23 protein-coding genes are annotated in these 22,775 nt (G+C 45.7%); 19 read left to right on the top strand and 4 right to left on the bottom strand.

Features of this window, described 5'->3' with window-relative positions; genetic code table 11:
- Window positions 1-102 precede the first annotated feature (102 nt).
- From QFZ77_RS26355 to gndA, 5 genes are all read left to right on the top strand, one after another.
- The gene (locus QFZ77_RS26355; RefSeq protein ID WP_307443919.1) at window positions 103-1,107 is read left to right on the top strand and encodes a LacI family DNA-binding transcriptional regulator; all 1,005 of its coding nucleotides are present in this window, start codon (window positions 103-105) and stop codon (window positions 1,105-1,107) included.
- Between the two features lie 18 nt (window positions 1,108-1,125).
- Window positions 1,126-2,397, top strand: a complete 1,272-nt coding sequence (locus QFZ77_RS26350) for a nickel pincer cofactor-dependent isomerase, group 22 (RefSeq protein ID WP_307443916.1) — start codon at window positions 1,126-1,128, stop codon at window positions 2,395-2,397.
- A complete protein-coding gene (gene gntK / locus QFZ77_RS26345) occupies window positions 2,394-3,962 on the top strand; it encodes a gluconokinase (protein WP_307443914.1) in 1,569 nt (522 codons plus the stop codon). Before QFZ77_RS26350 ends, gntK begins: the two co-directional genes overlap by 4 nt.
- A 61-nt stretch (window positions 3,963-4,023) precedes the next feature.
- Window positions 4,024-4,791 carry an SDR family oxidoreductase gene (locus QFZ77_RS26340; protein WP_307443912.1) on the top strand — a complete coding sequence of 256 codons (768 nt, stop codon included), beginning with the start codon at window positions 4,024-4,026 and terminating at the stop codon, window positions 4,789-4,791.
- A gap of 32 nt (window positions 4,792-4,823) precedes the next feature.
- Entirely contained in the window at window positions 4,824-6,236 is a 1,413-nt protein-coding gene (gene gndA, locus QFZ77_RS26335) for an NADP-dependent phosphogluconate dehydrogenase (protein WP_307443910.1), read from the top strand.
- A 14-nt stretch (window positions 6,237-6,250) separates the two neighbouring features.
- Here gndA and QFZ77_RS26330 read toward each other — a convergent pair whose 3' ends face one another.
- Window positions 6,251-6,574: a hypothetical protein gene (locus tag QFZ77_RS26330; protein WP_057302951.1), complete on the bottom strand. Its 324-nt coding sequence runs from the start codon at window positions 6,572-6,574 to the stop codon at window positions 6,251-6,253.
- A 78-nt stretch (window positions 6,575-6,652) separates the two neighbouring features.
- Here QFZ77_RS26330 and QFZ77_RS26325 point away from each other — a divergent pair, with 78 nt between their 5' ends.
- Complete coding sequence (locus QFZ77_RS26325; RefSeq protein WP_307443907.1) at window positions 6,653-7,222, top strand: shikimate kinase; 570 nt, start codon at window positions 6,653-6,655, stop codon at window positions 7,220-7,222.
- Between the two features lie 30 nt (window positions 7,223-7,252).
- On the opposite strand, the gene QFZ77_RS26320 is transcribed toward QFZ77_RS26325, so the two are convergent.
- Window positions 7,253-7,543 (bottom strand): rhodanese-like domain-containing protein, encoded by a 291-nt coding sequence (locus QFZ77_RS26320; protein ID WP_307443906.1) that lies wholly within the window; start codon window positions 7,541-7,543, stop codon window positions 7,253-7,255.
- A gap of 109 nt (window positions 7,544-7,652) precedes the next feature.
- Here QFZ77_RS26320 and crcB (QFZ77_RS26315) point away from each other — a divergent pair, with 109 nt between their 5' ends.
- The 12 genes from crcB (QFZ77_RS26315) (at window position 7,653) to QFZ77_RS26260 (ending at window position 18,778) form a co-directional block, all read left to right on the top strand.
- Window positions 7,653-8,033 carry a fluoride efflux transporter CrcB gene (gene crcB / locus QFZ77_RS26315; RefSeq protein WP_307443905.1) on the top strand — a complete coding sequence of 127 codons (381 nt, stop codon included), beginning with the start codon at window positions 7,653-7,655 and terminating at the stop codon, window positions 8,031-8,033.
- A complete protein-coding gene (gene crcB / locus QFZ77_RS26310) occupies window positions 8,030-8,389 on the top strand; it encodes a fluoride efflux transporter CrcB (RefSeq protein ID WP_307443903.1) in 360 nt (119 codons plus the stop codon). Before crcB (QFZ77_RS26315) ends, crcB (QFZ77_RS26310) begins: the two co-directional genes overlap by 4 nt.
- Before the next feature lie 26 nt (window positions 8,390-8,415).
- On the top strand, window positions 8,416-9,714 hold the full coding sequence (aroA, locus tag QFZ77_RS26305) for a 3-phosphoshikimate 1-carboxyvinyltransferase (protein ID WP_307443900.1): 1,299 nt from the start codon (window positions 8,416-8,418) through the stop codon (window positions 9,712-9,714).
- A 30-nt stretch (window positions 9,715-9,744) separates the two neighbouring features.
- Window positions 9,745-10,563: a C39 family peptidase gene (locus tag QFZ77_RS26300; RefSeq protein WP_307443896.1), complete on the top strand. Its 819-nt coding sequence runs from the start codon at window positions 9,745-9,747 to the stop codon at window positions 10,561-10,563.
- Window positions 10,564-10,574: 11 nt separating this feature from the next.
- Entirely contained in the window at window positions 10,575-11,000 is a 426-nt protein-coding gene (locus QFZ77_RS26295) for a CoA-binding protein (protein ID WP_307443894.1), read from the top strand.
- Window positions 11,001-11,198: 198 nt separating this feature from the next.
- A complete protein-coding gene (locus QFZ77_RS26290) occupies window positions 11,199-11,903 on the top strand; it encodes a hypothetical protein (protein WP_307443893.1) in 705 nt (234 codons plus the stop codon).
- Between the two features lie 197 nt (window positions 11,904-12,100).
- On the top strand, window positions 12,101-13,990 hold the full coding sequence (locus tag QFZ77_RS26285; protein WP_307443891.1) for a glucose PTS transporter subunit IIA: 1,890 nt from the start codon (window positions 12,101-12,103) through the stop codon (window positions 13,988-13,990).
- Window positions 13,987-15,726: a phosphoenolpyruvate--protein phosphotransferase gene (gene ptsP / locus QFZ77_RS26280; protein ID WP_307443888.1), complete on the top strand. Its 1,740-nt coding sequence runs from the start codon at window positions 13,987-13,989 to the stop codon at window positions 15,724-15,726. Before QFZ77_RS26285 ends, ptsP begins: the two co-directional genes overlap by 4 nt.
- Window position 15,727: 1 nt before the next feature.
- Window positions 15,728-16,270 (top strand): type 1 glutamine amidotransferase domain-containing protein, encoded by a 543-nt coding sequence (locus QFZ77_RS26275; protein WP_307443884.1) that lies wholly within the window; start codon window positions 15,728-15,730, stop codon window positions 16,268-16,270.
- Between the two features lie 124 nt (window positions 16,271-16,394).
- Window positions 16,395-16,802, top strand: a complete 408-nt coding sequence (locus tag QFZ77_RS26270; RefSeq protein WP_029195585.1) for a hypothetical protein — start codon at window positions 16,395-16,397, stop codon at window positions 16,800-16,802.
- 181 nt (window positions 16,803-16,983) lie between these two features.
- Complete coding sequence (gene ccpA / locus QFZ77_RS26265; protein ID WP_307443881.1) at window positions 16,984-17,988, top strand: catabolite control protein A; 1,005 nt, start codon at window positions 16,984-16,986, stop codon at window positions 17,986-17,988.
- Between the two features lie 88 nt (window positions 17,989-18,076).
- A complete protein-coding gene (locus tag QFZ77_RS26260) occupies window positions 18,077-18,778 on the top strand; it encodes a 5'-methylthioadenosine/adenosylhomocysteine nucleosidase (protein WP_307443879.1) in 702 nt (233 codons plus the stop codon).
- Between the two features lie 60 nt (window positions 18,779-18,838).
- Here the strand turns inward: QFZ77_RS26260 and QFZ77_RS26255 are convergent, their stop codons facing one another.
- A complete protein-coding gene (locus tag QFZ77_RS26255) occupies window positions 18,839-20,023 on the bottom strand; it encodes an acetoin utilization protein AcuC (RefSeq protein ID WP_307443876.1) in 1,185 nt (394 codons plus the stop codon).
- A gap of 68 nt (window positions 20,024-20,091) precedes the next feature.
- Entirely contained in the window at window positions 20,092-20,730 is a 639-nt protein-coding gene (locus QFZ77_RS26250; RefSeq protein ID WP_307443875.1) for a GNAT family N-acetyltransferase, read from the bottom strand.
- Window positions 20,731-20,952: 222 nt separating this feature from the next.
- Between QFZ77_RS26250 and acsA the strand changes: the two genes are divergently transcribed.
- Window positions 20,953-22,677 carry an acetate--CoA ligase gene (gene acsA / locus QFZ77_RS26245; RefSeq protein ID WP_307443873.1) on the top strand — a complete coding sequence of 575 codons (1,725 nt, stop codon included), beginning with the start codon at window positions 20,953-20,955 and terminating at the stop codon, window positions 22,675-22,677.
- The last annotated feature ends 98 nt before the right edge of the window (window positions 22,678-22,775 follow it).

Below are 22,775 nucleotides of genomic sequence, written 5' to 3'. Positions count from 1 at the left end.
TACAAGAAGAGGAAGCTCCTTGAGAAGGGAGTTTTTTTGTTATGAAATAGACTATTGTTAACGTGTGCATAGATGTGATATGCTTCTGATAGAGGTGAAGGTATGAGCGTTACCATTAAGGATATTGCCAAGCTTGCAGGTGTGTCTCATACAACGGTTTCCAGAGCACTGAACAACAGTCCGCTCATTCAAGAGGAGACAAAGGAGCGCATCCGAATCATCGCTGAACAGATGGATTACACGCCTAATTACAGTGCGAAGAGTTTGGTATTGGATCGTTCGTATAACTTGGGGCTGTTCTTTACCACACTAAGTAAAGGAACTTCCGCCGGCTTCTTCTATGAAGCTATCCGTGGTGTCAATAGTGTCATACAGGATCGTTACCAATTGATCGTTAAAGGGATTGATGATTACACCAGTTTTCACTCGATTACGAGGAAAAGCTTCGACGGTATTGTTGTTGTCAGTCAGAGTGATGACGATCAAGCCATCATTGACCACATTGCCAGTAAAGGTATCCCGCAAGTTGTGCTGAATCGCCCTGTTGAAACTTCAGGTGTGCTGAATGTTCTCTCCGATGAGGAGCAAGGCGCATTTCTGGCAGCCTCTTATTTGATTGAGCAGGGACATAAGCGAATTGCTCTCGTTGAGGGTCGCAAAGGATTTAAATCCGCTCAGAATCGGAAAGACGGCTTCGAACGAGCGATGAAGCATTACCAGATTACTGTTCCACCCGTATATCGCATGCCGGGACTGTACGATCTGGAGAGCGGACATAAGGCCATGCAGCAATTTTTGACGCTGGATGAAAGACCGACGGCCGTATTTTGCTGTAATGATGAAATGGCGCTTGGGGCAATGAAAGCGGTGTCGGAAGCCGGGATGAACGTGCCTAACGATATCTCAGTGGTAGGTTTTGACGACACAGTATTCGCAGCCTACGTAACCCCAGCACTGACAACCGTTCGCAGACCGATTGAGCAAATTAGTAGAGAAGGCGCTTTGCGACTTCTTGGAAATATAGAAAATAAGCAGCACGAAACGGAGCAGTTGCTTTTAAAAACAGAGTTGATCGTGCGGGAATCCGTACGGTTATTGACGCCATAAGGAAAGAGGGATTAGTCGATGAGCATTCTGAGAGAGTTATTAATTGATATTCCGATTCCCAAAATGATTAAGATTCGGCAGAAGTTTGATCGTACCATTTTGGAAAATCCAGAATTGGAATTAGTGAATAAACTTGCCAGCAGCGGAGTTATGGAAAGCATTCATCCCGGTCAGCAGGTTGCTGTTGCTGTGGGAAGCAGGGGGATCGCTAATATCGCTGGCTTCACCAAAACGACCATTGACGCCATAAAAGATAGAGGTGCGTTCCCGTTTATCGTACCTTGTATGGGAAGTCATGGTGGTGCTACTGCCGAAGGACAAACGGAGGTATTGCAGCATTTTGGCATTACGGAAGCCTCGATGGGTGCCCATATCCGTTCTTCCATGGAAGTCGTGAAGATCGACCAACTGCCTAACGGCTTGCCGGTTTATGTTGATCGCATTGCTTCTGAGGCAGATGCTATTGTCGTTATTAACCGCGTGAAGCCGCATACGGCGTTTCGTGGACGTATTGAGAGCGGGATCATGAAGATGATCGCCATCGGGTTAGGGAAGCAGAAAGGCGCTGAAGCCTGCCACCAGCTTGGCTTCAAGTATATGGCTGAGAATGTGCCGGCCATGGCCAATTTGATGATCGAGAAGCTGCCCATCGTGTTTGGCGTCGCGCTAGTAGAAAATGCCTATGATGAGACATGCCAAGTGGAAGTGCTGCCTGCAGCTGAAATTGAAGTGCGGGAGGAACAACTGCTAATTGAAGCAAAATCGCGTCTGCCGAAGATTTTATTCGACGAAATCGATGTTCTTGTCATTGATTATATTGGCAAAAATATTAGCGGCGATGGCATGGATCCCAATGTTACCGGCCGCTACCCAACACCATACGCGCATGGCGGCCCAGAGGTTGCCAAAATGGTTGTTCTGGACTTAACGCCAGAAACGAAGGGTAACGCCAACGGTGTAGGAACAGCTGATTTCACTACTCAAAGACTAGTGGATAAAACGAATTTGGAGTTCACTTACGCGAACGGACTAACGTCAACCGTATGTGCGCCTACCAAGATCGCAACAACGCTGGAGAACGATTTCTACGCGATCAAAGCAGCGGTTAAAACCTGTAACATTCTAGATTATACGACCTGCAAGCTAGTTTGGATTCAAGATACACTTCATCTGGGCGAAATTGAAATTTCCGTGAATTTGTTAGATGCAGCTCGTCAGCATCCGGATATTGAAATTCTATCAGAACCATATGAACTTTCATTTGATGCAGAGGGGAATATTAGCAAATGACAGTTGATACAGTCAGAGATAAGCCTTACATTGTCGCGGCGGATATTGGGACAACGAGCACGAAGACGCTCGTGATCGATCGGGATGGTCGAGTTCTAGCCTCGCACTCTATTGAATATCCCCTTTTCACACCAGCCGCTGATCGGGCCGAACAAGATCCGGATCAAATCTTCAATGCTGTTGTCCAAGGAATTGGCGCTGTTGTTCGCAAGATTAGTATCACAGCTGACCAAGTGCTCTGCGTCTCCTTCAGCTCAGCCATGCACAGCCTCATTGCTGTTGACGAGAAGACGAAGCCACTGACCCCATGCATTACCTGGGCGGATAATCGCAGTGCGCAATATGCGGAAGAGCTTAAGCGCAGCGGCCTAGGTCAGCAGATTTACTCGCGTACAGGAACGCCGATTCACCCGATGTCACCACTTCTCAAATTGATGTGGTTCCGTGATAACGAGCCAGGGCTCGTCAAGGAAACTTACAAGTTCATTGGCATCAAGGAGTACGTCTTCGCGAAGCTGTTTGGTCGTTATCTCATTGACCATTCACTAGCCAGTGCAACAGGGCTATTCAATCTGGAGAAGCTCGATTGGGATGAAGAAGCGCTTGGTCAGGCCGGTGTGACGCCGGAGCAGCTGTCTGAGCTGGTGCCGACAACGCACCGCGTAGAAGGGCTCAGCGCCGAGTTAGCCTCCGCAATGGGCTTGTCCGAGAACACGCCGTTCGTTATCGGCGCATCCGACGGCGTCCTCGCGAATCTCGGCGTAGGCGCTTTCGAGCCCGGTGTCGTCGCCGTCACCATCGGCACCAGCGGTGCCGTGCGCAGTGTCGTCACCAAGCCGCAAACCGACCCCGAAGGCAAGCTGTTCTGCTATGCGCTAACAGAAAACTTCTGGGTCGTGGGCGGACCAATCAACAACGGTGGCATCGTTTTCCGTTGGGTGAGAGACCAGATCGCTACGGCGGAAGCAGAAGAAGCCCGCCGCCTGGGAATCGATCCCTATGATTATTTGACGGAGCTGGCGTCACAAGTTGCTGCGGGCTCTGATGGCCTGCTGTTCCTGCCGCTGCTTTCCGGCGAACGTGCGCCTTATTGGAACGCGAATGCACGCGGTGTTTACTTCGGGCTTTCACTTAGCCATCAGAAGAAGCATATGATTCGTGCAGCGCTCGAGGGTGTCATGTTCTCGATCCAAGCAGTTAGCGCTTCCTTGGAACGGATTATGGGACCTGCCACTGTGATTCGCGCGTCTGGTGGATTTGCCCGATCTGATTTTTGGCGCCAGATGATGACGAATATGCTCGGCACATCCGTTACTGTGCCGGATTCGATTGAAAGCTCAGGGATCGGCGCAGCTTTGCTAGGTCTGCTCGCGATGGGGGAAATCGAAGATTTATCTCACGCTCATCAATGGATTCAGGTAGGAAAGGCTCACGAGGTGAATGAAAACGATTATCGCATCTATCAACAATTGACATCTATTTATACAAGCGTATATCATCAGTTAAAAGATCAATTCGATGCGATTACCGCCTTTCAACAACAGCACCTACGGAGCCCTCAATGATAAATTAGCTTAGGCTTGTTAAGAAGGATTGACAAGCAAAATGCCGGAGGGGATGAAGACAATGAATTTATTCAATCTTACAGGGAAAACAGCAGTTATTATTGGCGGCAACAGCACACTTGGAGGGTCAATGGCTCTTGCTCTGGCTGGACATGGAGCGAAAGTAGCCATCGTCGGTCGTAATCAAGAGAAAAGTGATCAGGTTCGCCAGAGCATTGAATCCATTGGCGGGGAAGCACATACCTTTCAAGCTGATGCTACGAGACGGGAAGATTTGGAGCTTGTTCTCAAAGAAGTTATCGCTTGGTCCGGCGGTGCGGATATTCTAATGAACTGCCCCGGCAAAAATAGTGCCACACCTTTCTTTGACATTTCCATGGAAGAATGGGATTCTATTATGGAGGTTAATTTGAAAAGTGTCGTGTTAGCCTGCCAAGTGTTTGGGAAATACATGGTTGATCGAGGAGAGGGAGGAAGTATTATTAATATTTCATCCGTTTCGTCAGATCCGCCGCTTTCCCGTGTATTCACTTACTCCGCTTCCAAAGCAGCTGTCAATAACATTACGCAGAATCTAGCCCGTGAATTCGCTCCTAGCCGAGTGCGTGTTAACGCGATTATTCCTGGATTCTTCCCGGCGGAGCAGAATCGTAAGATTCTATCGCCGGAACGTGTCGAGTCCATCATGCGTCATACGCCAATGAATCGATTCGGTGAAGCGTCTGAGCTTCAGGGTGCTGCTGTGTTCCTTGCTTCTGAACAAGCTTCTAGCTTTGTAACAGGTTCTGTTTTAAGAGTGGATGGCGGTTTTGGCGCGATGACGATTTAAATATTTATTTATCGGAAGGGTGTATGAGAGAGATGTCTAAACAACAAATTGGTGTAGTCGGTCTAGCGGTTATGGGTAAAAACTTGGCTTTAAACATTGAGAGCAGAGGATTCACTGTATCCGTTTTTAACCGTTCTGCTGAAAAAACAAAAGAGCTTCTGCAAGAAGCCCCAGGCAAACAATTAGTAGGTACATACAGCATTGAAGAATTCGTGCAATCGCTCGAAGTTCCACGCAAAATTTTGATTATGGTTAAAGCAGGCGGTCCTACTGACGATACCATTAACCAACTAGTTCCTTATTTGGATAAAGGCGATATCCTGATCGATGGAGGCAATGCGTTCTTCCCAGATACGCAGCGCCGTAATAAAGAGCTTGCTGAGCAAGGTATCCGCTTCGTTGGCACGGGTGTTTCCGGCGGTGAAGAAGGCGCGCTTAAAGGCCCATCTATTATGCCAGGCGGACAAGAAGACGCATATAAACTCGTTGAGCCTATTCTTACTGCGATTTCTGCCAAAGTGGGCGACGATGCTTGCTGTACTTATATCGGACCTGATGGCGCTGGTCATTACGTGAAAATGGTGCATAACGGCATTGAGTATGGCGATATGCAGCTTATCTGCGAAGCCTACCAATTGTTGAAAGATGTTCTGAATGTAAGCGTAGAAGAGCTTCACGAGATCTTCACAGAATGGAATAATGGCGAGCTCGACAGCTACTTGATCGAAATTACACGTGATATTTTCACCAAATATGATGCTGAAACCGGCAAGCCTATGGTTGATGTTATTCTGGATTCCGCTGGTCAAAAAGGAACAGGAAAATGGACCAGTCAAAGTGCTCTGGATCTAGGCGTACCGCTTTCCATTATTACAGAATCCGTATTCTCCCGTTTCATCTCCGCGATGAAGGAAGAACGCGTAGCGGCAAGCAAAGTGCTCAAAGGACCTGATGCTCCAGCCTTTACAGGCGATCGCAAAGCGTTTATCGAGGCTGTTCGCCAAGCGCTTTACGCAAGTAAAATTTGTTCTTATGCCCAAGGCTTTGCTCAAATGAGAGCTGCTTCCGAGGAATATAACTGGGATCTGAAATATGGCAATATCGCGAAGATCTTCCGTGGCGGCTGTATCATTCGTGCTAGATTCCTGCAAAATATTATGGAAGCCTATGACCGTGATCCTGGACTCAAAAACCTGCTGCTTGATTCTTACTTCAACGGTGTTGTAGACAACTATCAACAATCATGGAGACAAGTCATTGCAGAAGCGGTTACTCGCGGTATTGCTGTTCCTTCTTTCGCATCGGCACTTGCCTACTACGATAGCTACCGTACGGAAAGATTGCCAGCTAACTTGCTGCAAGCGCAGCGCGATTATTTTGGTGCACACACGTTCCAACGTGTGGACAAAGAAGGTTCCTTCCACTACAATTGGATGGAAAACTAAGAGGATAAGGCTTTTTAAGCCTCTTCCTGCAAACCGTATGCCGCTTCACGCAGCCACATTTTCAAACGATCGGCTTCTTGATCAAAGCCGTTCCGTCTGTGGATGAGCATCAGGGAGACTTCGGCAAAATAGCGAAAATTTCTTAATAATCGTGGTTGAGTAAGACCTTGCATAAGCGGGTCTTCTTCAGCCACTTTTTTCTTAATAAACTCCAGTATCCACACAACATCCTCTTTGCAAAGCGTATAGCTTGGGTGTAAAATTTGCTCCAGTTTGCCTTTTGTGCGGTTTTGATAGGCAACAGTTGGGTTCAAAGCTCCATCTCTCCTTGTCGGCATATGGTCTCTCTTAAAATCTTAACTGTTTGTGCTGGAATTTATTCACACTACTATATGATTTTTTGGTGGATTGTATTCATGTCGATTTGGCTATGTTATGATGTTGGGAAAGTTTGTATGAACAGCATATGGGAAAAGGGGATTAACGTGACAGCAAGCAATATTGTACTTGTAGGATTTATGGGGACAGGGAAATCAACTGTTGGAAAGAAGCTGGCAGAGCATCTGGGTTGGATCTTTCAAGATTCGGATGCGGCTCTGGAAGAAGAGTATCAGACAAGCATTTCTGACTTGTTTCGTATTCATGGTGAATCGCATTTTCGCGCTTTGGAAAGTAAGGCGCTGGAACATATATTAGCTCGTAAAGGACAAGTTGTGGCTACTGGCGGCGGCGCAGTGCTGGCCGAGTGTAATCGAGATTGTATGCTGCAGAATGGCTTTGTGGTAGCGTTGAAAGCATCACCAGAGATCATCATTCAAAGAGTGAGCAGCGATACCAGTCGTCCTTTGCTGCAGGGGAATTTAGAGGAGCGCGTTCACCTACTGCTTGAACAACGTAAGTCTGCTTATGATTTCGCGCATTCGGTTATTGATACTACGCAATTAACAACGGACGAGATTACCGCACTTATCATCCAGCAAGCTTGAAATTTAGGAGGAGGGGACAAGCTAAGAAGCTTAGTCCTCCCACTCCAGCATGCCGCCTGTCATGTTTTTAAGACCTTTATAGCCTTGTGCCTCCAAGAAGCTAATTGCGCGCCCACTGCGGTTTCCGCTGCGGCAAACGAGAATAAGCTCTTCGACTTGGGGGATTTCATTGATGCGGTCTGGCAATTGAGCTAGCGGAATATGTATAGCTCCTTGGATGATACCGGCAGCTACTTCTTCGTCTTCGCGAACATCGACAATCGCTAAATTTTCGCCGCGGTCCAGTCTTTCTTTGATTTCGGATGGTAAAATCGTATCCATTTCGGACCTCCATGCTTGTTATGTAGGGAAAAAGCCCCATTACAAGTAATGATAGAAACAAAAAGTCAAGATGTCAAACCTACGGTTAATAAACAGGAGTTGTGTAATCATGCTCTACATTGGTTTAGCCGGGATATTAGGCGCCATTGCCCGATTTGGGCTCTCCGCCTTATGGAATCCAACTTTGGCTTCCGTTTTTCCTTGGGGAACTTTTTTTTGTAATTTAATCGGTTGTCTGATACTTGGGTTTATAACGTTCGCCGAAAAGCTTCCCATACCGACTAGACTTCGACTACCAATAACAACAGGTTTTATTGGATCTTTTACAACGTTCTCTACCTTTAGCTATGAAACCATAAACATGCTAAACCATGGGCATATGATCCTTGCCGCAATTTATGTTTTGGGAAGTTTATGGGGAGGACTCGGTGCTACATGGATGGGTGTCCGTATAGGTGAGTCTGTTCGAGGGGGAGTTCGTCGTTCATGATGATTTGGTTATGGCCCATTTGTCTGGTAGGTTTTGGAGGTTTCTTTGGCGCAATTTGCCGATTTCAGCTAGGGACATACATGGCAAACAGGTTCCCAAGTTCTATTCCGTATGGTACACTGACTATAAATCTTTTGGGTTGTTTTTTGCTTGGCCTGTTGATGAGATATCATTCATTTGACGATTGGAAATTGTTGATAGGTACGGGTTTTATGGGTGCTTTCACCACATTTTCCACATTGAATCTCGAAAGCATTAAGCAGCTCCGAGCTGGACTATGGCAAGCTTGGATCCTATATACACTACTCAGTTATACCGGTGGAATTCTTATGACTTTCCTCGGATATTACATATAAGCACATACGAAGGAGAAATCAACGACATGAAAGCCATCGTGAAACCAACCGACCATCTACAAGGGGAAATAAACGCTCTCTCATCCAAAAACTACACTACCCGCTATTTGCTAATTGGTGCGCTTGCGGACGGGACGAGCACCATCTATTATCCGGCTCATAGTGAAGATAGTGATGCCATGAGACGTTGTGTCCGTGATTTGGGCGCTATTATTGAAGAAGATGATGAGAAAATCGTTATTACGGGTTTTGGTAAGAATCCCAAGCATGTTTCTGAGCTTAATGTAGGGAATGCCGGTGCTGTACTTCGCTTTTTGATGTCTACAGCCGCTTTTTGTCCAGATGTGACATTCGTAAACACGTATCCTGAATCTCTGGGCAAGCGCCCGCATGATGATCTCATTGTTACTTTGCAACAAATGGGTGTGGAAGTACAACATTCTAACGGACGTCTGCCGATAACTATTAAAGGGGGGCAACCGCGCGGTGGTAAGCTCACTGTTTCCGGTAATGTCAGTTCCCAGTTCCTAAGCTCTCTCTTATTTATGACACCTTTGCTAGAAGAGGATAGCGAAATTGAAGTGCTGCATGATTTGAAATCCAAAATCATTGTAGGTCAAACACTTGAAGTGTTAGAACAAGCTGGTATTATTGTGCACGCCAGCGAAGACCTAATGCACTACCGCATTCCAGGTAGACAATCCTATCAAGCCAAAGAATATGTCATTCAAGGCGATTATCCGGGCTCTGCTGCGATTCTAGCAGCTGCGGCAGTGACGAATTCAGATGTACGCGTTCTTCGTCTTGAAGAGAATAGCAAGCAGGGTGAGAAGGCTTGTGTGGATGTCCTGCGAGCAATGGGTGTCAATTTAACTCATGACAATGGTGTTGTGCATGTGAAAGGCAACCAGAAGCTGGTTGCTGGCGAGTTTGATGGTGATCACTTCACAGATGCCGTGCTTGCTATGGTTGCAGCAGCTGTATTTGCAGAAGGTACTTCTCGGTTCTACAATGTCGAAAATTTACGTTATAAAGAGTGCGACCGTATCACCGATTATTTGAACGAGCTGCGTAAAGCCGGTGCTGATGTTGAAGAACGCCAAAGTGAAATTATTGTGCATGGTAAACCACAAGGTGTCACAGGCGGGGTCGAAATTAATGCCCATTTCGATCACAGAGTCATTATGGCTTTAACTGTTGTAGGTCTTCGTTCTGAGAAGGGTTTGATTATTCATGATGCCCATCATGTGGCCAAATCCTACCCGCAGTATTTTGACCATTTACGTTCCATTGGTGCTCAGGTTGAACTTGTGAGTGAGACATAGATTCCCAAAACAACGAATGGGTGAGTCAGCATGACGATTATTTGGCAGGGTTTAAAGGTGACGTTCGGTTTCTTCCTCGTTGCTGGACTTGTGTTTGCAAGCAGTGTAATTGCTGTATTGCTGTATGCCAAAGCGACTGGTAAAGAACCAGCGTTATTTGCGTCAAGTCCTGCAATACTTGCCGCCAAGCCTTCAGCATCCGTGAAAGTAAATGAGGTTGCATCTCCGCCGCCAGCTATCCAGATAAAAAAATCAGCAATGATTGATGCGCCTGTCTTTGCACAACTACCAGAACTGCCAGCAGGCTGTGAAATAACAAGTTTAACGATGCTGCTGCAGTATCATGGTATTACAAAAACAAAAATGGAACTTGCTGCAGAAATGCCTAAGGATGATACACCAGCCACATTAAATGCGGACGGTTCAATTGCTTATTGGGGAAATCCTAATACAGGTTTCGTAGGCGATGTCACTCGGAAACAGAGAGGTTTTGGCATCTATCATTCCGGACTATTTCCACTGCTGAAATCGTATATACCTCAAGCCATTGACATTACAGGCGAGTCCTTCGAGATGTACGAGCAGCAGATTGCGAATGATATTCCTGTTATTATTTGGACAACGATTGATTTCAATTTACCTTACAAATGGGTAACTTGGGACACACCTAAGGGACCTATCCAGACGACATATGCTGAACATGCTGTATTATTGGTAGGATATGATGAGAATAATGTATACTTGAATGATCCATTAAGCGGAAAAAAGCAAGTGCAGGTAAACAAAAATCAGTTTATCGACAGTTGGACCGCAATGGGGAAACAAGGTCTCACATACTTGAAAAAATAGGAGGGAAACGCATGACTTTTGAAAATCCGTCAAGAGAGCACATTAAGGAGATCCTAGCGAGTGCGGGTAATATTGCCGTAGTGGGTTTATCTGATAAACCAGATCGAACATCGTATATGGTTTCCGCGGCTATGCAAAGCAGGGGATACCGGATCATTCCTGTCAATCCGAACGCCACCGAAATACTTGGCGAGAAGTGCTACGCCTCTTTATCTGATATTCCTGAACCCGTGGATATCGTCAATGTGTTTCGCCGTGCTGACCAAGTGGTTCCTGTCGCTGAAGAAGCCGTTAAAATTAAAGCGAAGGTTTTCTGGCTCCAGCTCGATATTGTGAATGAAGAAGCCGGACGTATTGCTAGAGAAGCCGGGTTAGAAGTCATTATGGACCGCTGTATTAAAGTGGAAGATGCGATTCTAAATCCTCGAAATAACTAAAATCATTGCACTTTGGACAAAACTAAAAACCGCTTTTCTCTTACCAAAATAGGTAAGGGGGAAGCGGTTTTCTGTATGTTGTCATTTTCTAAAGAACATCCCAATGGCTTCCATAAATAAAAAATCAACAAGCGGAGAGAATAAAAAAGGCCCCAAAAAAGGTGCCCAAAAATATGAGAGTCCGAGGAGGATTTACAAATGTACAACAATAACAACAGCTTTGGGAATGCTTCCCAAGGTTATCAATCTTCACAAGGTTTTCAGGGGAATAATGCGCAATACCAGGGTTTCCAAAAACAGTACCAACCTATTGGGGCTGTACAATCTTTCTATAATCAATCTAACGCTGGGCAAGCTAACCAAGGATTCAACCAAGGATTCAACCAAGGGAATTCTCAAGTAGCTCAAGCAACTTCTCAAGAGTCTTTTCACACTGCGAATTATCGTGGAAATCAACCAGGCCATGATGCTTACAAACGTAGCGATTCTTCGATGCCAGCTCAACAACAACAATCAGGCTTCCAAAGCGGATATTCTTCTTATATCCCAGTGAACAACCAATATGCTTCTAATCAATCCCAACAATTTGGTTATGCATCTGCTCAACAACCATTTGTTTCTAGTCAGTTCGTTAGTTCTGCACAGTCGAATCAACAACCATATGGACAAGCTTACGTTTCACCAAACGCTTTCCATACGGCGAACTATCGTGGGAATCAACCAGGGCATGATGCGTATTTGCGTGGTGAATCCTCGACACCTTCTCAACAATCCTTCCAGAGTAGCTATGGATCGCAACAAAGCATGCAACAAAACAATCCACAACAATCGCTTCAATCCTTTAATCCCGGATTTAATAATCCAGGCATGGGGCAACAATTCGGATCCAATTCCTCGTTTTAATCGGGGAACCGTTTTGAATGAGTTTACGAGCAGGTCGAATACCGACCTGCTTATTTTGTTTTGACAAACAGGCTAACAAGCTTTACGATTTGATAAGAGTGGGCTTATGCTTACGAGGCAGTTTTCTTCGAATACGCTGAGCTTATGCTTACGATGTCAGTTTTGCTAAAGCAAAACTCTTAGGAGGTAGCATACGTTTGAACTGGATGGGGAACTTACAACAGCTTGGCCGCTCATTAATGCTGCCTACCATTGCGCTTCCTATTGCTGCTGTGTTGCTTCGTCTAGGGGATCTACCTTGGGATGTCATTCACGCATCTAGCTTAGGGGATATGCTGCTGTTGGCTGGGAATACGGTCTTCGATTATATACCAATCATATTCGCTGTTGGTGTGGCGCTAGGCCTTACAGAAAGTGCTGGGATTGCTGGTTTATCAGCCATGCTGGGCTATTTTATGTTCACAAGACTTATTGAACATGAGCTGGGGACTCAATTTCAATTGGGTGTACCAGGTGGGATATTAATTGGATTACTGGCAGCTATTATTTATCATCGCTGTAAAGAGATTAAGCTCCCGGAATACATACAATTTTTCGGTGGCCCCCGCATAGTTCCGCTTATTATGGGGCTGTGCACGCTTGTAGTGTCTTATATTATGATCACTATTGGCCCCTATTTAGAAATGGGGATGGGCAAGCTCTCCAACTGGCTGCTTGGATTAGGCGGTGTAGGTGCCTTTGTTTATGGTATCGCGCATCGTCTTCTCGTACCGTCGGGTTTGCATCATATTTTGAATAACTTTTTCTGGTTTCAAGTAGGTGCTTATCAGACCCCAACGGGGCATATGGCTTATGGGGACTTACCTAGGTATTTTGCCGGGGATCCGACAGCGGGTATGTATATGGCCGGATTATATCCCATTATGATGTTTGCCCTTCCAGCAATCGCTTTTGCGATTATTGGGGAAGCGCGGGAAGATTTGAAGCCGAAGATTAAGGCGACATTCTTGACGGCAGCGCTAGCTTCTTTTTTAACCGGCGTCACTGAGCCTATTGAATTTGCCTTTCTCTTCGTAGCTCCGTATTTATTTGTTATTCATGCGATTTTGTCTGGAGCGGCCATGTGGTTGGCTTATGAATTAAATATTCATCATGGTTTTTCTTATTCAGCCGGGGCCATCGACTATGTCATTAATTTGCACCTATCGCATAACGGTTTATTGCTCATACCGATCGGTATCGTTTATGGGCTTCTCTACTATTTCTTGTTCCGCTGGGCTATACGGCGGTTCCAGATTCCTACACCTGGTAGAGAAGAAGGATCTTCTCTCGAAGAGTGGGCAGGCGATATCCCATATCGATCTCCACTTATTTTGCAAGCACTCGGTGGGAAAGACAATATTAAGAAGATTGAAGCCTGCATTACCAGATTGCGTCTTACACTTGTCAATGATCGTTTGATGGACATCACGGCATTACGACACTTAGGAGCAGCAGGCGTCATCCGTCTTGGAGGAGGCAATGTTCAGGTCGTGTTCGGAACATTCTCAGAGCTAATTCGTGAAGAGATTATGAAAGTATTGCGCAAGGATATTCATGTGGTTTTATTTACTTCGCCAATGCAAGGACGCATGATCCCGATTGAAGAAGTGCCTGATCGTATCTTTGCTTCGCGTTTGGTAGGAAACGGCGTTGCTTTTATTCCCGAGAAAGGAGAACTGGTTTCTCCTGTTGCCGGGACCATTATGCACATTTATCCGACTATGCATGCCCTGGGCATCTTGACCGAGGAAGGTTTGGAGGTCCTGCTGCACATTGGCATCGATACGTCTAGCTTGCCAGGTAAATGTTTTAATGCGGTAGTAAAAGAAGGCGATCACGTGGAACCGGGGCAACTACTTGTTAAGTTTAACTATAATAAAGTTAAAAAATTCGCTTCATCGATGGCGACACCGATGATTATTACGAATCCCGATCTTGTTAAATCCTGGAGCTTTGCTCCATTTAAAGCTGTCAAAAAAGGCCAAGGTTCTGTGATGTCTGTTGTCCTAAAGCCTACTAAACAAACGGGGGGGACGAAGGGATGATCAGAGGAATAGGAGCGTCTTCAGGGATCGCGATGGGTCAGGCTTTTGTCATACCTACTTGGGAGTGGGATTTTCCTGAGAAAATGATTGATGTCACTGATTTGTCCTATGAGTTTGAACGTTTGTATGATGGTATTCGATCTTCCAAAGATGAGCTAGAGATCATTAAGCAAGAGATTAAGGATGTTGTAGGACAAGATCAAGCCTATATTTTTGATGCACATTTGGCGATTTTGGAAGATCCCATTTTTATGAACGAGATTCAAGGGATTATTGAGCTGCAGTACAAGGCGGCGGAAGTCGCCGTAAAAGAAGTTATCGATAAATTTGTCGATATGTTCAATCTCATTGACGACGAATATATGAAGGAACGAGCGCTTGATATTAAAGATGTCGGAAACCGGCTTCTGAAACACTTGCTTGGCGATACAAGCTCAACGGTACCACCGATCGACCATCCTTACATATTGGTCGCCAAGGAGCTAACACCATCTCAATTGGCTCATTTGGATCCAGCTAATGTGCTTGGTCTGTTAACGATTCTCGGTGGCACACATTCGCACGTATCCATTATGGCAAGAGCAATGTCCGTACCGTATGTGCTGGGTTTGGAAGGGAAGCTTCTACGGCCCATTCAAAATGGCGATTTCCTGATCATCGATGGACAAGAGGGTACCTTATACATCAATCCTGATAAAGTAACGATTGAGCGGTATCAAGCACGCAAAAAGAATTGGCTTGAGTTCAAAGAAAGCTTGCAAGAGATAGCTGACGTTGCTCCAGTAACGTTGGATAAGAGTTATGTGAATTTACATGCCAATATCAATTCCGTGCTGGAGATCGATCAGGTTTTACGCAATGGCGCTTCTGGGGTAGGTTTGTTCCGGACGGAATATCTTTACATGGACCGCGATTCGCTGCCCAGCGAAGAGGAGCAGTATGAAGTTTATCGTCAAGCAGCGAGACAGCTTAAAGGTCGCCCCATTGTAATCCGAACGCTTGATATTGGCGGAGATAAAAAGCTCGATTATTTGCCGCTTGCAAAAGAAGATAATCCATTTCTGGGGTATCGGGCGATTCGTATCTCGCTGGATCGTAAAGATCTATTTATGACACAGCTTAGAGCGATTCTAAGGGCCAGCCATTACGGCAACGTGAAAATTATGTATCCTATGGTAACTTCCTTGGATGAGGTGCGTCAGGCTAAAGCTCTTCTCGAGAAGGCCAAGGCGGAATTGCATGCACAAGGGTTGCTATATAATGCAAATATCGAAGTTGGATTAACGATTGAAGTGCCCGCTGCAGCTCTCATCGCGGATGTCCTTGCAAGTGAAGTGAATTTTATGAGCATTGGAACGAACGATCTTGTTCAATATGTATTAGCCGTGGACAGGATGAATGAAAACATTGCGCATTTATATAATCCTTATCATCCGGCAGTTATTAGGCTTCTCAAACATGTGATCGATTCGGCCAAAAGTGTAGGAATTCCCGTAGGCGTTTGTGGTGAAATGGCGGGTGACATCCGAGCGCTTCCGATATGGCTGGGATTGGGAATAGAAGAACTAAGTATTTCCGTGCAGACACTGTTACAAGTAAAACACCGTTTATTAAGCAGTGACGCTAAAAAGTGCAAACAGTTAGTCAATGAAATTCTAGTTTGCAAAACAAGTGATGAAATCATAGAATTGCTTGCTCAAACCGAACAAACAGAATCCATAGTAGGAGGAAATTAGCATGGAATTGACAGGAACGAAAGTATTAGCTTTTGTTGATGAAGAATTTGAAGACTTAGAAATGTGGTATCCCGTTTTACGTTTGCGTGAATCCGGGGTCGTTGTGGATATTGTTGGTCCTAAGGCAAAAACCGTGTATCACGGTAAATATGGTGTACCTATTACGACAGATTATGCCTTCGATGAAGTAAAGTCTTCCGATTACATCGGCCTTTATGTTCCGGGAGGATGGGCGCCTGATAAGCTGCGTCGTTATCCGGACGTGATTCGTCTTACACAGGAGTTTCACGCGGCAGTTAAACCTATTGCTCAAATCTGTCATGCAGGTTGGGTGCTGATTTCGGCGAAAATCGTAAAGGGGTACACGATGACGTCTACGCCAGGCATTCGAGATGATCTCGAAAATGCGGGAGCAACTTGGTTGGACGAAGAAGTGGTTGTCGATCGCAACATTATTTCTGGGCGTCGCCCACCAGATCTTCCCGCATTTTCCAAGCGATTTGTGGATGAGCTTATTCAATTTAATAAACAACAGGAAAAGTAACATTCAACTACCATAGGTGGCAAAAACTACTACTCTTCATTCGGCAGGAAATCGATTAAAATCGTAGAATATCATAGTACAAGCAATTCATGTACATGCCGCCCGCCAGTGAAGGAGTGTTAGAATGCAAAAGTATTGTAAGTGCGGACGCACGATGAACCTTCGTCTGCGTACGGTTATTTATCAAAACAAAGTCGACATTGAGAATGTACCTATTTACTCATGTGAAGCGTGTGGTCGCAGTGAAGTTGTTCCTCATGTTAAACCCGAACTTACCGGTTTAATCGGTAGGCTGGGGAGTAAGCCTGAGAAGCAGCAACTCTTTTTTCATGAGCTTTCGGAAGTTGCTTTTCTGCTGCTGAAGGTGACAGAAAAAGAGCATATGAATGATTCCATGGAAAAGATCGTTGAAGAACGAATCAATGAACTTTTGGACATCTTATTGCTAGCACAATCGCTGGGTGATGAACCATGGACCGAAGAAATTCGCAAGCGGTTATCACAAATCACACAGAGTGCAATATCGACATAAGCAGTACGTGGCCAATCCCAGTGGGGGTTGGCTTTTATGCATAATGTGTACATCTTTTGAAAAAACATTGAAATTATTTTCAAAGCATTTTCAATATACATTGCAAGATGGATTAATTTGTCGTATCATAACGATAATATACTAGGATCGCAGAATACTTTTGAAAATGGAGAGAGTAACCGTGACCGTAACCATTTATGATGTAGCAAGAGAAGCAGGAGTTTCGATGGCAACCGTTTCTAGGGTTGTAAACAACAATCCTAACGTTAAGCCACAAACACGTAAGAAGGTTTTTGAAGCCATTGAGCGTCTCGGTTATCGCCCTAATGCGGTAGCAAGGGGATTAGCAAGTAAGAAGACAACAACAGTCGGTGTTGTCATTCCCGATATTTCCAATTCCATTTTTGCTGAAGTTGCACGCGGGATTGAAGATATTGCAAATATGTACCATTACAATATCATTTTGTGTAACGCGGACAAGAAGAAAGAAAAAGAAATTCGTGTTATTAACACCTTGCTTGAGAAGCAGGTTGATGGATTGCTCTTCATGGGTGGCGTAGTAACAGAGGAACATACACAGGCATTCCGTACGTCTTCCGTACCTGTCGTTTTATGCGGCACGAAGGATGAGAACCAAGCTATGGCATCCGTGGATATCGATCATGAGAAAGCAGCTTTCGATGCTGTAAATGTGCTTATTGAAGCCGGTCATCGTGACATTGCGATGATATCCGGAACGCTGCATGATCCAGCGAATGGATTTGCGCGATATCAAGGTTACAAAAAAGCATTGGATGAAGCAGGTATTCCACTGCGCGATGAATATGTTCGCATTGGAAACTATCGTTATGAGTCAAGTGTAGACGCTGTGAACTATTTCTTGGAGCTTTCACCAAGACCAACAGCGATCTTCTCCGCAACAGACGAGATGGCGATTGGCGCCATTCATACGATTCAAGACAATGGACTCAGAGTACCGCAAGATATCGCCGTAATTAGTGTGGACAATATCCGCATGGCTTCCATGGTTAGACCGACTTTAACGACAGTAGCCCAACCGATGTATGATATCGGCGCCGTGTCGATGCGTCTTCTAACGAAGTTGATGAATAAAGAATCAACGGATCATATGCAGGTCATCCTGCCGCACGAAGTTATTTACCGCAACTCCGTTACACAATCTTAATCAAATCAAACCTCTAAGCGAGGTCATTCCTTTTGGGGTGATCTTGGTAGAGGTTTTCTCATGTTGATAAGGGAAAGAGGATAATGAAATGACATGGAATAAAATTGCTCTTATCGGAGCGATGAACGAAGAAATAGAATTGCTAATTTCGCATATGACCGATGTACGTGAAACGATCAAAGCCGGCATTACGTTTCGTGAAGGTATGTATTTTGACAAGCAAGTTGTCGTGTGCCGGACAGGTGTAGGGAAAGTGAATGCGGCTGTGACAACCCAAATTTTAATTGATAACTTTGGCGTCGAAGCTGTTATTTTTACGGGAGTAGCGGGAGCATTAGATCCAGAGCTGAATATCGGGGATCTCGTGATATCGAGTGAATGCATGCAGCATGACATGGATGTTACAGCACTTGGGTTTCCACGTGGCGTCATCCCTTATGAGGCGAATTCCATCTTCGAAGCGGATAGCAAGCTTGTTGAGTTGGCTGTGGCTTCGGGTGAAAAGCTGTTTGCAGGCAAGGTTAAAAAGGGGAGAGTGCTCTCAGGGGATCAGTTTATTGCAAGCAGAGAAGTTGTTGCCAGCCTGTATGAAGAGCTTGGTGGCGTTTGTGTCGAAATGGAAGGAGCTTCGGTTGCTCAAGTTTGCTCGATGAATGCCACTCCTTATGTCGTGCTGCGATCGATGTCCGATAAAGCAGATGGATCAGCTCATGTTAACTTTGCTGAGTTTACGGTTCAGGCATCTGAGAATTCGTACAAAATGGTTGAGGATATGGTGAAACATCTTTAAGATAGTTATAAAAAAAGCTCAGAACTTCGCCGAAATGGCGGCGGTTCTGAGCTTTTATTTCTACTTCAAATACATCATGGCGAGTTCCTTCGTTTGCCGGTTCTTCTCGGCAATCGCTTGGCGCCTTGGAATCGGCGCCCAAGCCTCTACAGGGTCCAGCCACGTATCCACCAGCTGGACCGGGCTCTTGCTCTGCCAGGCGTCGAGCCACGCCTGTGGCAGCTGCAGCTGGGGCTGCGCCTCCAGCTGCTCTAAGATCGCCTGCTCGCTCATGACGAGCCAGAGCAGGCTCCAAGCCCGTGGTACGACACGCCAGATGTCGTACCCGCCGCCCCCGAGCGCTATCCACCGCCCTTCGCACCACTTATGCGCAAGGGAGTGGATCAGCTCGGGCATAGCCTTGTACACGCGCATGGAGCAATGTACATGCGCGAGCGGGTCAAAAGCATGGGCATCGCACCCATGCTGCGAGATAATGACGTCTGGCTGGAAGCGTGCTATCGTCTCGGTAAGTACCTCGCCGAAGCACTCCAGCCACGACTCATCCTCGGTGTAGGGCTCCACCGGCATGTTAATGTTCGTGCCGAACGCGTCGCCTTCGCCGCGTTCGTTCACGGCGCCCGTGCCGGGGAATAAATATTTCCCCGTCTCGTGGATAGAAAGTGTGCATACCCGAGGATCGGCGTAGAAGCCCCACTGCACGCCATCTCCATGATGCACATCTGTATCGATGTACAGCACCTTTGCGCCGTACTTCTCTTTGGCATGCGCAATCGCCGCTGACGCGTCGTTGTAGACGCAGAAACCTGCGCCCTTGCTTTGCAGGGCGTGGTGCAATCCGCCGCCAAGATGAAGGGCGTGCGGAGCCTTTCCGGACATCACCAGATCGACTGCGGTGATGGAGCCGCCCACGACCTTCGCCGTGGTATCATGCATCCCGGCGAAGTAGGGCGTGTCGTCGGTGTCAAGTCCGAATCGCGTTGCTTCTCGGACCCAGGCGGCATCCGGCACGGAACAGCTAAGCGCTTTCACGGCTTCGATGTAAGCGGGTGAATGAACCCGCAGCAGTTCGCTATCTGTCGCGGAGCGAGGAGTCCTTAGCGCGCTGTCAGGGAGCGCGCCGGCTTTTCGCAGCAGATCAACCGTCATCGTAAGGCGATCTTGATTGAACGGGTGGTTTTCATTAAATTTATATTGAATTTCTTGATCATCATAGATAAAGACAGGATTTGCCTTCTTGTTCATATCCTAATTCCCCCGAATGGACTAGCAATTTCGCTTGAAGCCCTAGAAATCCCACGATTACTTAGAAATTAATACATGAAACGCTGCTGAAAACGAATGCGATCAAACTGCTCAACGGAAGAGATTGGCACTTTTTTGCCGATTCTCACCATAAGACAGTTGGCTGGATGTGAGCAAATTTCTGGATCGTCAGTAGCAAACCAGATCATGTCGATGCTTTTCATTAGCTTCTCCATCATTTGACGATATTCCCAGACTGTTAATTTGCTTGTTTCCAAGTCCCAATGCCAATAATACTCTGTGGTGAAACAGATGATATTCTCCATCTGCTCATCTTCGAAAGCGAGTCGAATCATCTTTTTACCTAATCCAATGGATCGGTAGTCGTCTGCAACTTCTATGGCGCCCAGTTCAATTAAATCCTGCATATGCCCCTGTGACCAACGCTCAATCTCGTCTGGATAGTGGAAGGTGACATAGCCGACTATGGTGGAGCCGTCTCTTGCTAGGATGATACGTCCTTCAGGTAATTGTGCGATTTCGACTAGTGCCTCTAACTGCTCCTTAGGTCTGCGGAACGCATCTAATTTGGTATGCATAACAAGTTCCTGCAAGGTTTCTGCTGAAACAGGACCCTCTATGATAATTTCGGGTTGATCGGGAGCTGCGCGCAAGCTGTGTGAGTGGTATATTTTGATATGCTGCATAACCTTAGCTCTCCTTTTAAAAAAAAGCATGATGAACGTTTCCTTTTCCGTTAGGTCATAGTATTCTTATACCAAACTTTGGTTGGAATTAAAAGACGGATTTTTAACGTAGGCGAATATTTCCTATTATGATATAATAGAATATGTCAAAAATCGATCACATTTTGCTTGAATTAATCAGTAAAGTGAAAGCGGTTTACCACGTGAGGAGGGTTTACGTACATGGATCAAATGAAAGTTGAACTCATTGAAGCTGTATCCACTAATCCTAACATGAACAACTATGAAGAAACGCATGCGGCATTTGACTGGAAAGACATCGAGAAGAGCTTTTCCTGGTATGAAACAGGTAAAGTTAACATGGCATATGAAGCGATTGACCGTCATGCTGACTCATCCAAAAAGGATAAAATCGCGCTTTATTACAGCGATAGTCAGCGAGAAGAAGCAATCACTTATGGACAAATGAAAGCGAAATCTAATCAGTTTGGTAATGTGCTTCGAGGTCTTGGCGTTGGTAAAGGCGAGCGCGTCTTTATTTTTATGCCACGCACACCGGAACTTTACTATTCATTACTTGGAACCCTCAAAGTAGGTGCTGTTGTTGGGCCATTATTTGAGGCTTTCATGGAAACAGCAGTCAGAGACCGTTTGGAAGATAGTGAAGCCGTAGCGATTATTACGACACCAAGTTTACTATCGCGTGTTCCTTATAATGAACTTCCACATTTGAAGCACGTCATTCTCGTTGGAGAAAATGTGGAGATAGCTGAGGGACAAGTTGATTTCTACAAAGAGATGGAAAGCGCTTCAACAGAACTTGACATCGAGTGGCTGGATCGTGAGGATGGATTAATTATCCATTATACGTCTGGCTCAACGGGTAAACCGAAGGGTGTCTATCACGTTCAAAACGCCATGCTTCAACATTATTATACGGGTAAGATTGTATTAGATCTTCAAGAGGATGATATTTACTGGTGTACAGCGGATCCAGGTTGGGTAACGGGAACCTCCTATGGGATTTTTGCTCCATGGTTAAATGGTGCAACTAATGTCATTCGCGGCGGACGCTTCAGTCCCCAAGATTGGTACAATACGCTTCAGAAATATAAAGTAACCGTTTGGTACAGTGCGCCAACTGCTTTCCGTATGTTGATGGGTGCCGGTGATGATGTGGTTACTAAATTTGATCTGTCATCGCTTCGTCACGTACTTAGCGTAGGCGAGCCGTTAAATCCCGAAGTTGTACGTTGGGGACTAAAAGTTTATAACCAACGTATACATGACACTTGGTGGATGACAGAAACAGGTGGACAACTCATCTGTAACTATCCATCCATGACGATTAAGCCTGGTTCAATGGGGCGTCCAATCCCAGGTGTTGAAGCGGCTATTATTGATGATGCAGGGAACATCTTGCCTCCTAATCGGATGGGGAACCTAGCTATCAAAACACCGTGGCCTTCCATGATGCGCAAAATTTGGAATAATCCATCTAAATACGAAGAATATTTTCGTTTGACAGGTTGGTACGTTTCCGGTGATTCGGCTTATCAGGATGAAGAGGGTTACTTCTGGTTCCAAGGCCGTGTGGATGATGTGATTAACACTGCAGGAGAGCGCGTAGGTCCTTTCGAGGTGGAAAGTAAGCTCGTTGAGCATCCTGCGGTTGCAGAAGCTGGGGTTATTGGTAAGCCTGACCCAATGCGTGGAGAGATTATCAAAGCGTTTATCGCCCTGCGTGAAGGCTACACACCATCTGATGAGCTAAAAGCGGAAATTTCAAAATTTGTTAAAGAAGGGCTTTCTGCCCACGCAGCTCCTCGTGAAATTGAGTTTAAAGACAAGCTGCCTAAGACACGCAGTGGTAAAATTATGCGCCGTGTTCTTAAAGCTTGGGAGCTCAATTTGCCAACAGGCGACTTATCGACGATCGAAGACTAGTAAGCAAACAAGCCTTCCTTGCACCAGATTTCATGGTGTGAGGGAGGCTTTTTATTACATACATAAGTGCTTGGAAATAAAAAAGACCCGGATATCCG

This window comes from Paenibacillus sp. V4I3 (assembly GCF_030817215.1).
In the GTDB taxonomy this organism is placed as follows: domain Bacteria; phylum Bacillota; class Bacilli; order Paenibacillales; family NBRC-103111; genus Paenibacillus_E.
The sequence above is the reverse complement of the archived record's forward strand: the minus strand, read 5'-3'. Positions and strand labels throughout refer to the sequence as shown.

What these genes read in the sequence shown, in the direction of transcription:
- QFZ77_RS26355 (WP_307443919.1), top strand. Translation starts at nt 103, where the DNA reads ATGAGCGTTACCATTAAGGATATTGCCAAGCTTGCAGGTGTGTCTCAT.
- QFZ77_RS26350 (WP_307443916.1), top strand. Translation starts at nt 1,126, where the DNA reads ATGAGCATTCTGAGAGAGTTATTAATTGATATTCCGATTCCCAAAATG.
- gntK (WP_307443914.1), top strand. Translation starts at nt 2,394, where the DNA reads ATGACAGTTGATACAGTCAGAGATAAGCCTTACATTGTCGCGGCGGAT.
- QFZ77_RS26340 (WP_307443912.1), top strand. Translation starts at nt 4,024, where the DNA reads ATGAATTTATTCAATCTTACAGGGAAAACAGCAGTTATTATTGGCGGC.
- gndA (WP_307443910.1), top strand. Translation starts at nt 4,824, where the DNA reads ATGTCTAAACAACAAATTGGTGTAGTCGGTCTAGCGGTTATGGGTAAA.
- QFZ77_RS26330 (WP_057302951.1), bottom strand. Translation starts at nt 6,574, where the DNA reads ATGCCGACAAGGAGAGATGGAGCTTTGAACCCAACTGTTGCCTATCAA.
- QFZ77_RS26325 (WP_307443907.1), top strand. Translation starts at nt 6,653, where the DNA reads ATGTCGATTTGGCTATGTTATGATGTTGGGAAAGTTTGTATGAACAGC.
- QFZ77_RS26320 (WP_307443906.1), bottom strand. Translation starts at nt 7,543, where the DNA reads ATGGATACGATTTTACCATCCGAAATCAAAGAAAGACTGGACCGCGGC.
- crcB (WP_307443905.1), top strand. Translation starts at nt 7,653, where the DNA reads ATGCTCTACATTGGTTTAGCCGGGATATTAGGCGCCATTGCCCGATTT.
- crcB (WP_307443903.1), top strand. Translation starts at nt 8,030, where the DNA reads ATGATGATTTGGTTATGGCCCATTTGTCTGGTAGGTTTTGGAGGTTTC.
- aroA (WP_307443900.1), top strand. Translation starts at nt 8,416, where the DNA reads ATGAAAGCCATCGTGAAACCAACCGACCATCTACAAGGGGAAATAAAC.
- QFZ77_RS26300 (WP_307443896.1), top strand. Translation starts at nt 9,745, where the DNA reads ATGACGATTATTTGGCAGGGTTTAAAGGTGACGTTCGGTTTCTTCCTC.
- QFZ77_RS26295 (WP_307443894.1), top strand. Translation starts at nt 10,575, where the DNA reads ATGACTTTTGAAAATCCGTCAAGAGAGCACATTAAGGAGATCCTAGCG.
- QFZ77_RS26290 (WP_307443893.1), top strand. Translation starts at nt 11,199, where the DNA reads ATGTACAACAATAACAACAGCTTTGGGAATGCTTCCCAAGGTTATCAA.
- ptsP (WP_307443888.1), top strand. Translation starts at nt 13,987, where the DNA reads ATGATCAGAGGAATAGGAGCGTCTTCAGGGATCGCGATGGGTCAGGCT.
- QFZ77_RS26275 (WP_307443884.1), top strand. Translation starts at nt 15,728, where the DNA reads ATGGAATTGACAGGAACGAAAGTATTAGCTTTTGTTGATGAAGAATTT.
- QFZ77_RS26270 (WP_029195585.1), top strand. Translation starts at nt 16,395, where the DNA reads ATGCAAAAGTATTGTAAGTGCGGACGCACGATGAACCTTCGTCTGCGT.
- QFZ77_RS26260 (WP_307443879.1), top strand. Translation starts at nt 18,077, where the DNA reads ATGACATGGAATAAAATTGCTCTTATCGGAGCGATGAACGAAGAAATA.
- QFZ77_RS26255 (WP_307443876.1), bottom strand. Translation starts at nt 20,023, where the DNA reads ATGAACAAGAAGGCAAATCCTGTCTTTATCTATGATGATCAAGAAATT.
- QFZ77_RS26250 (WP_307443875.1), bottom strand. Translation starts at nt 20,730, where the DNA reads ATGCAGCATATCAAAATATACCACTCACACAGCTTGCGCGCAGCTCCC.
- acsA (WP_307443873.1), top strand. Translation starts at nt 20,953, where the DNA reads ATGGATCAAATGAAAGTTGAACTCATTGAAGCTGTATCCACTAATCCT.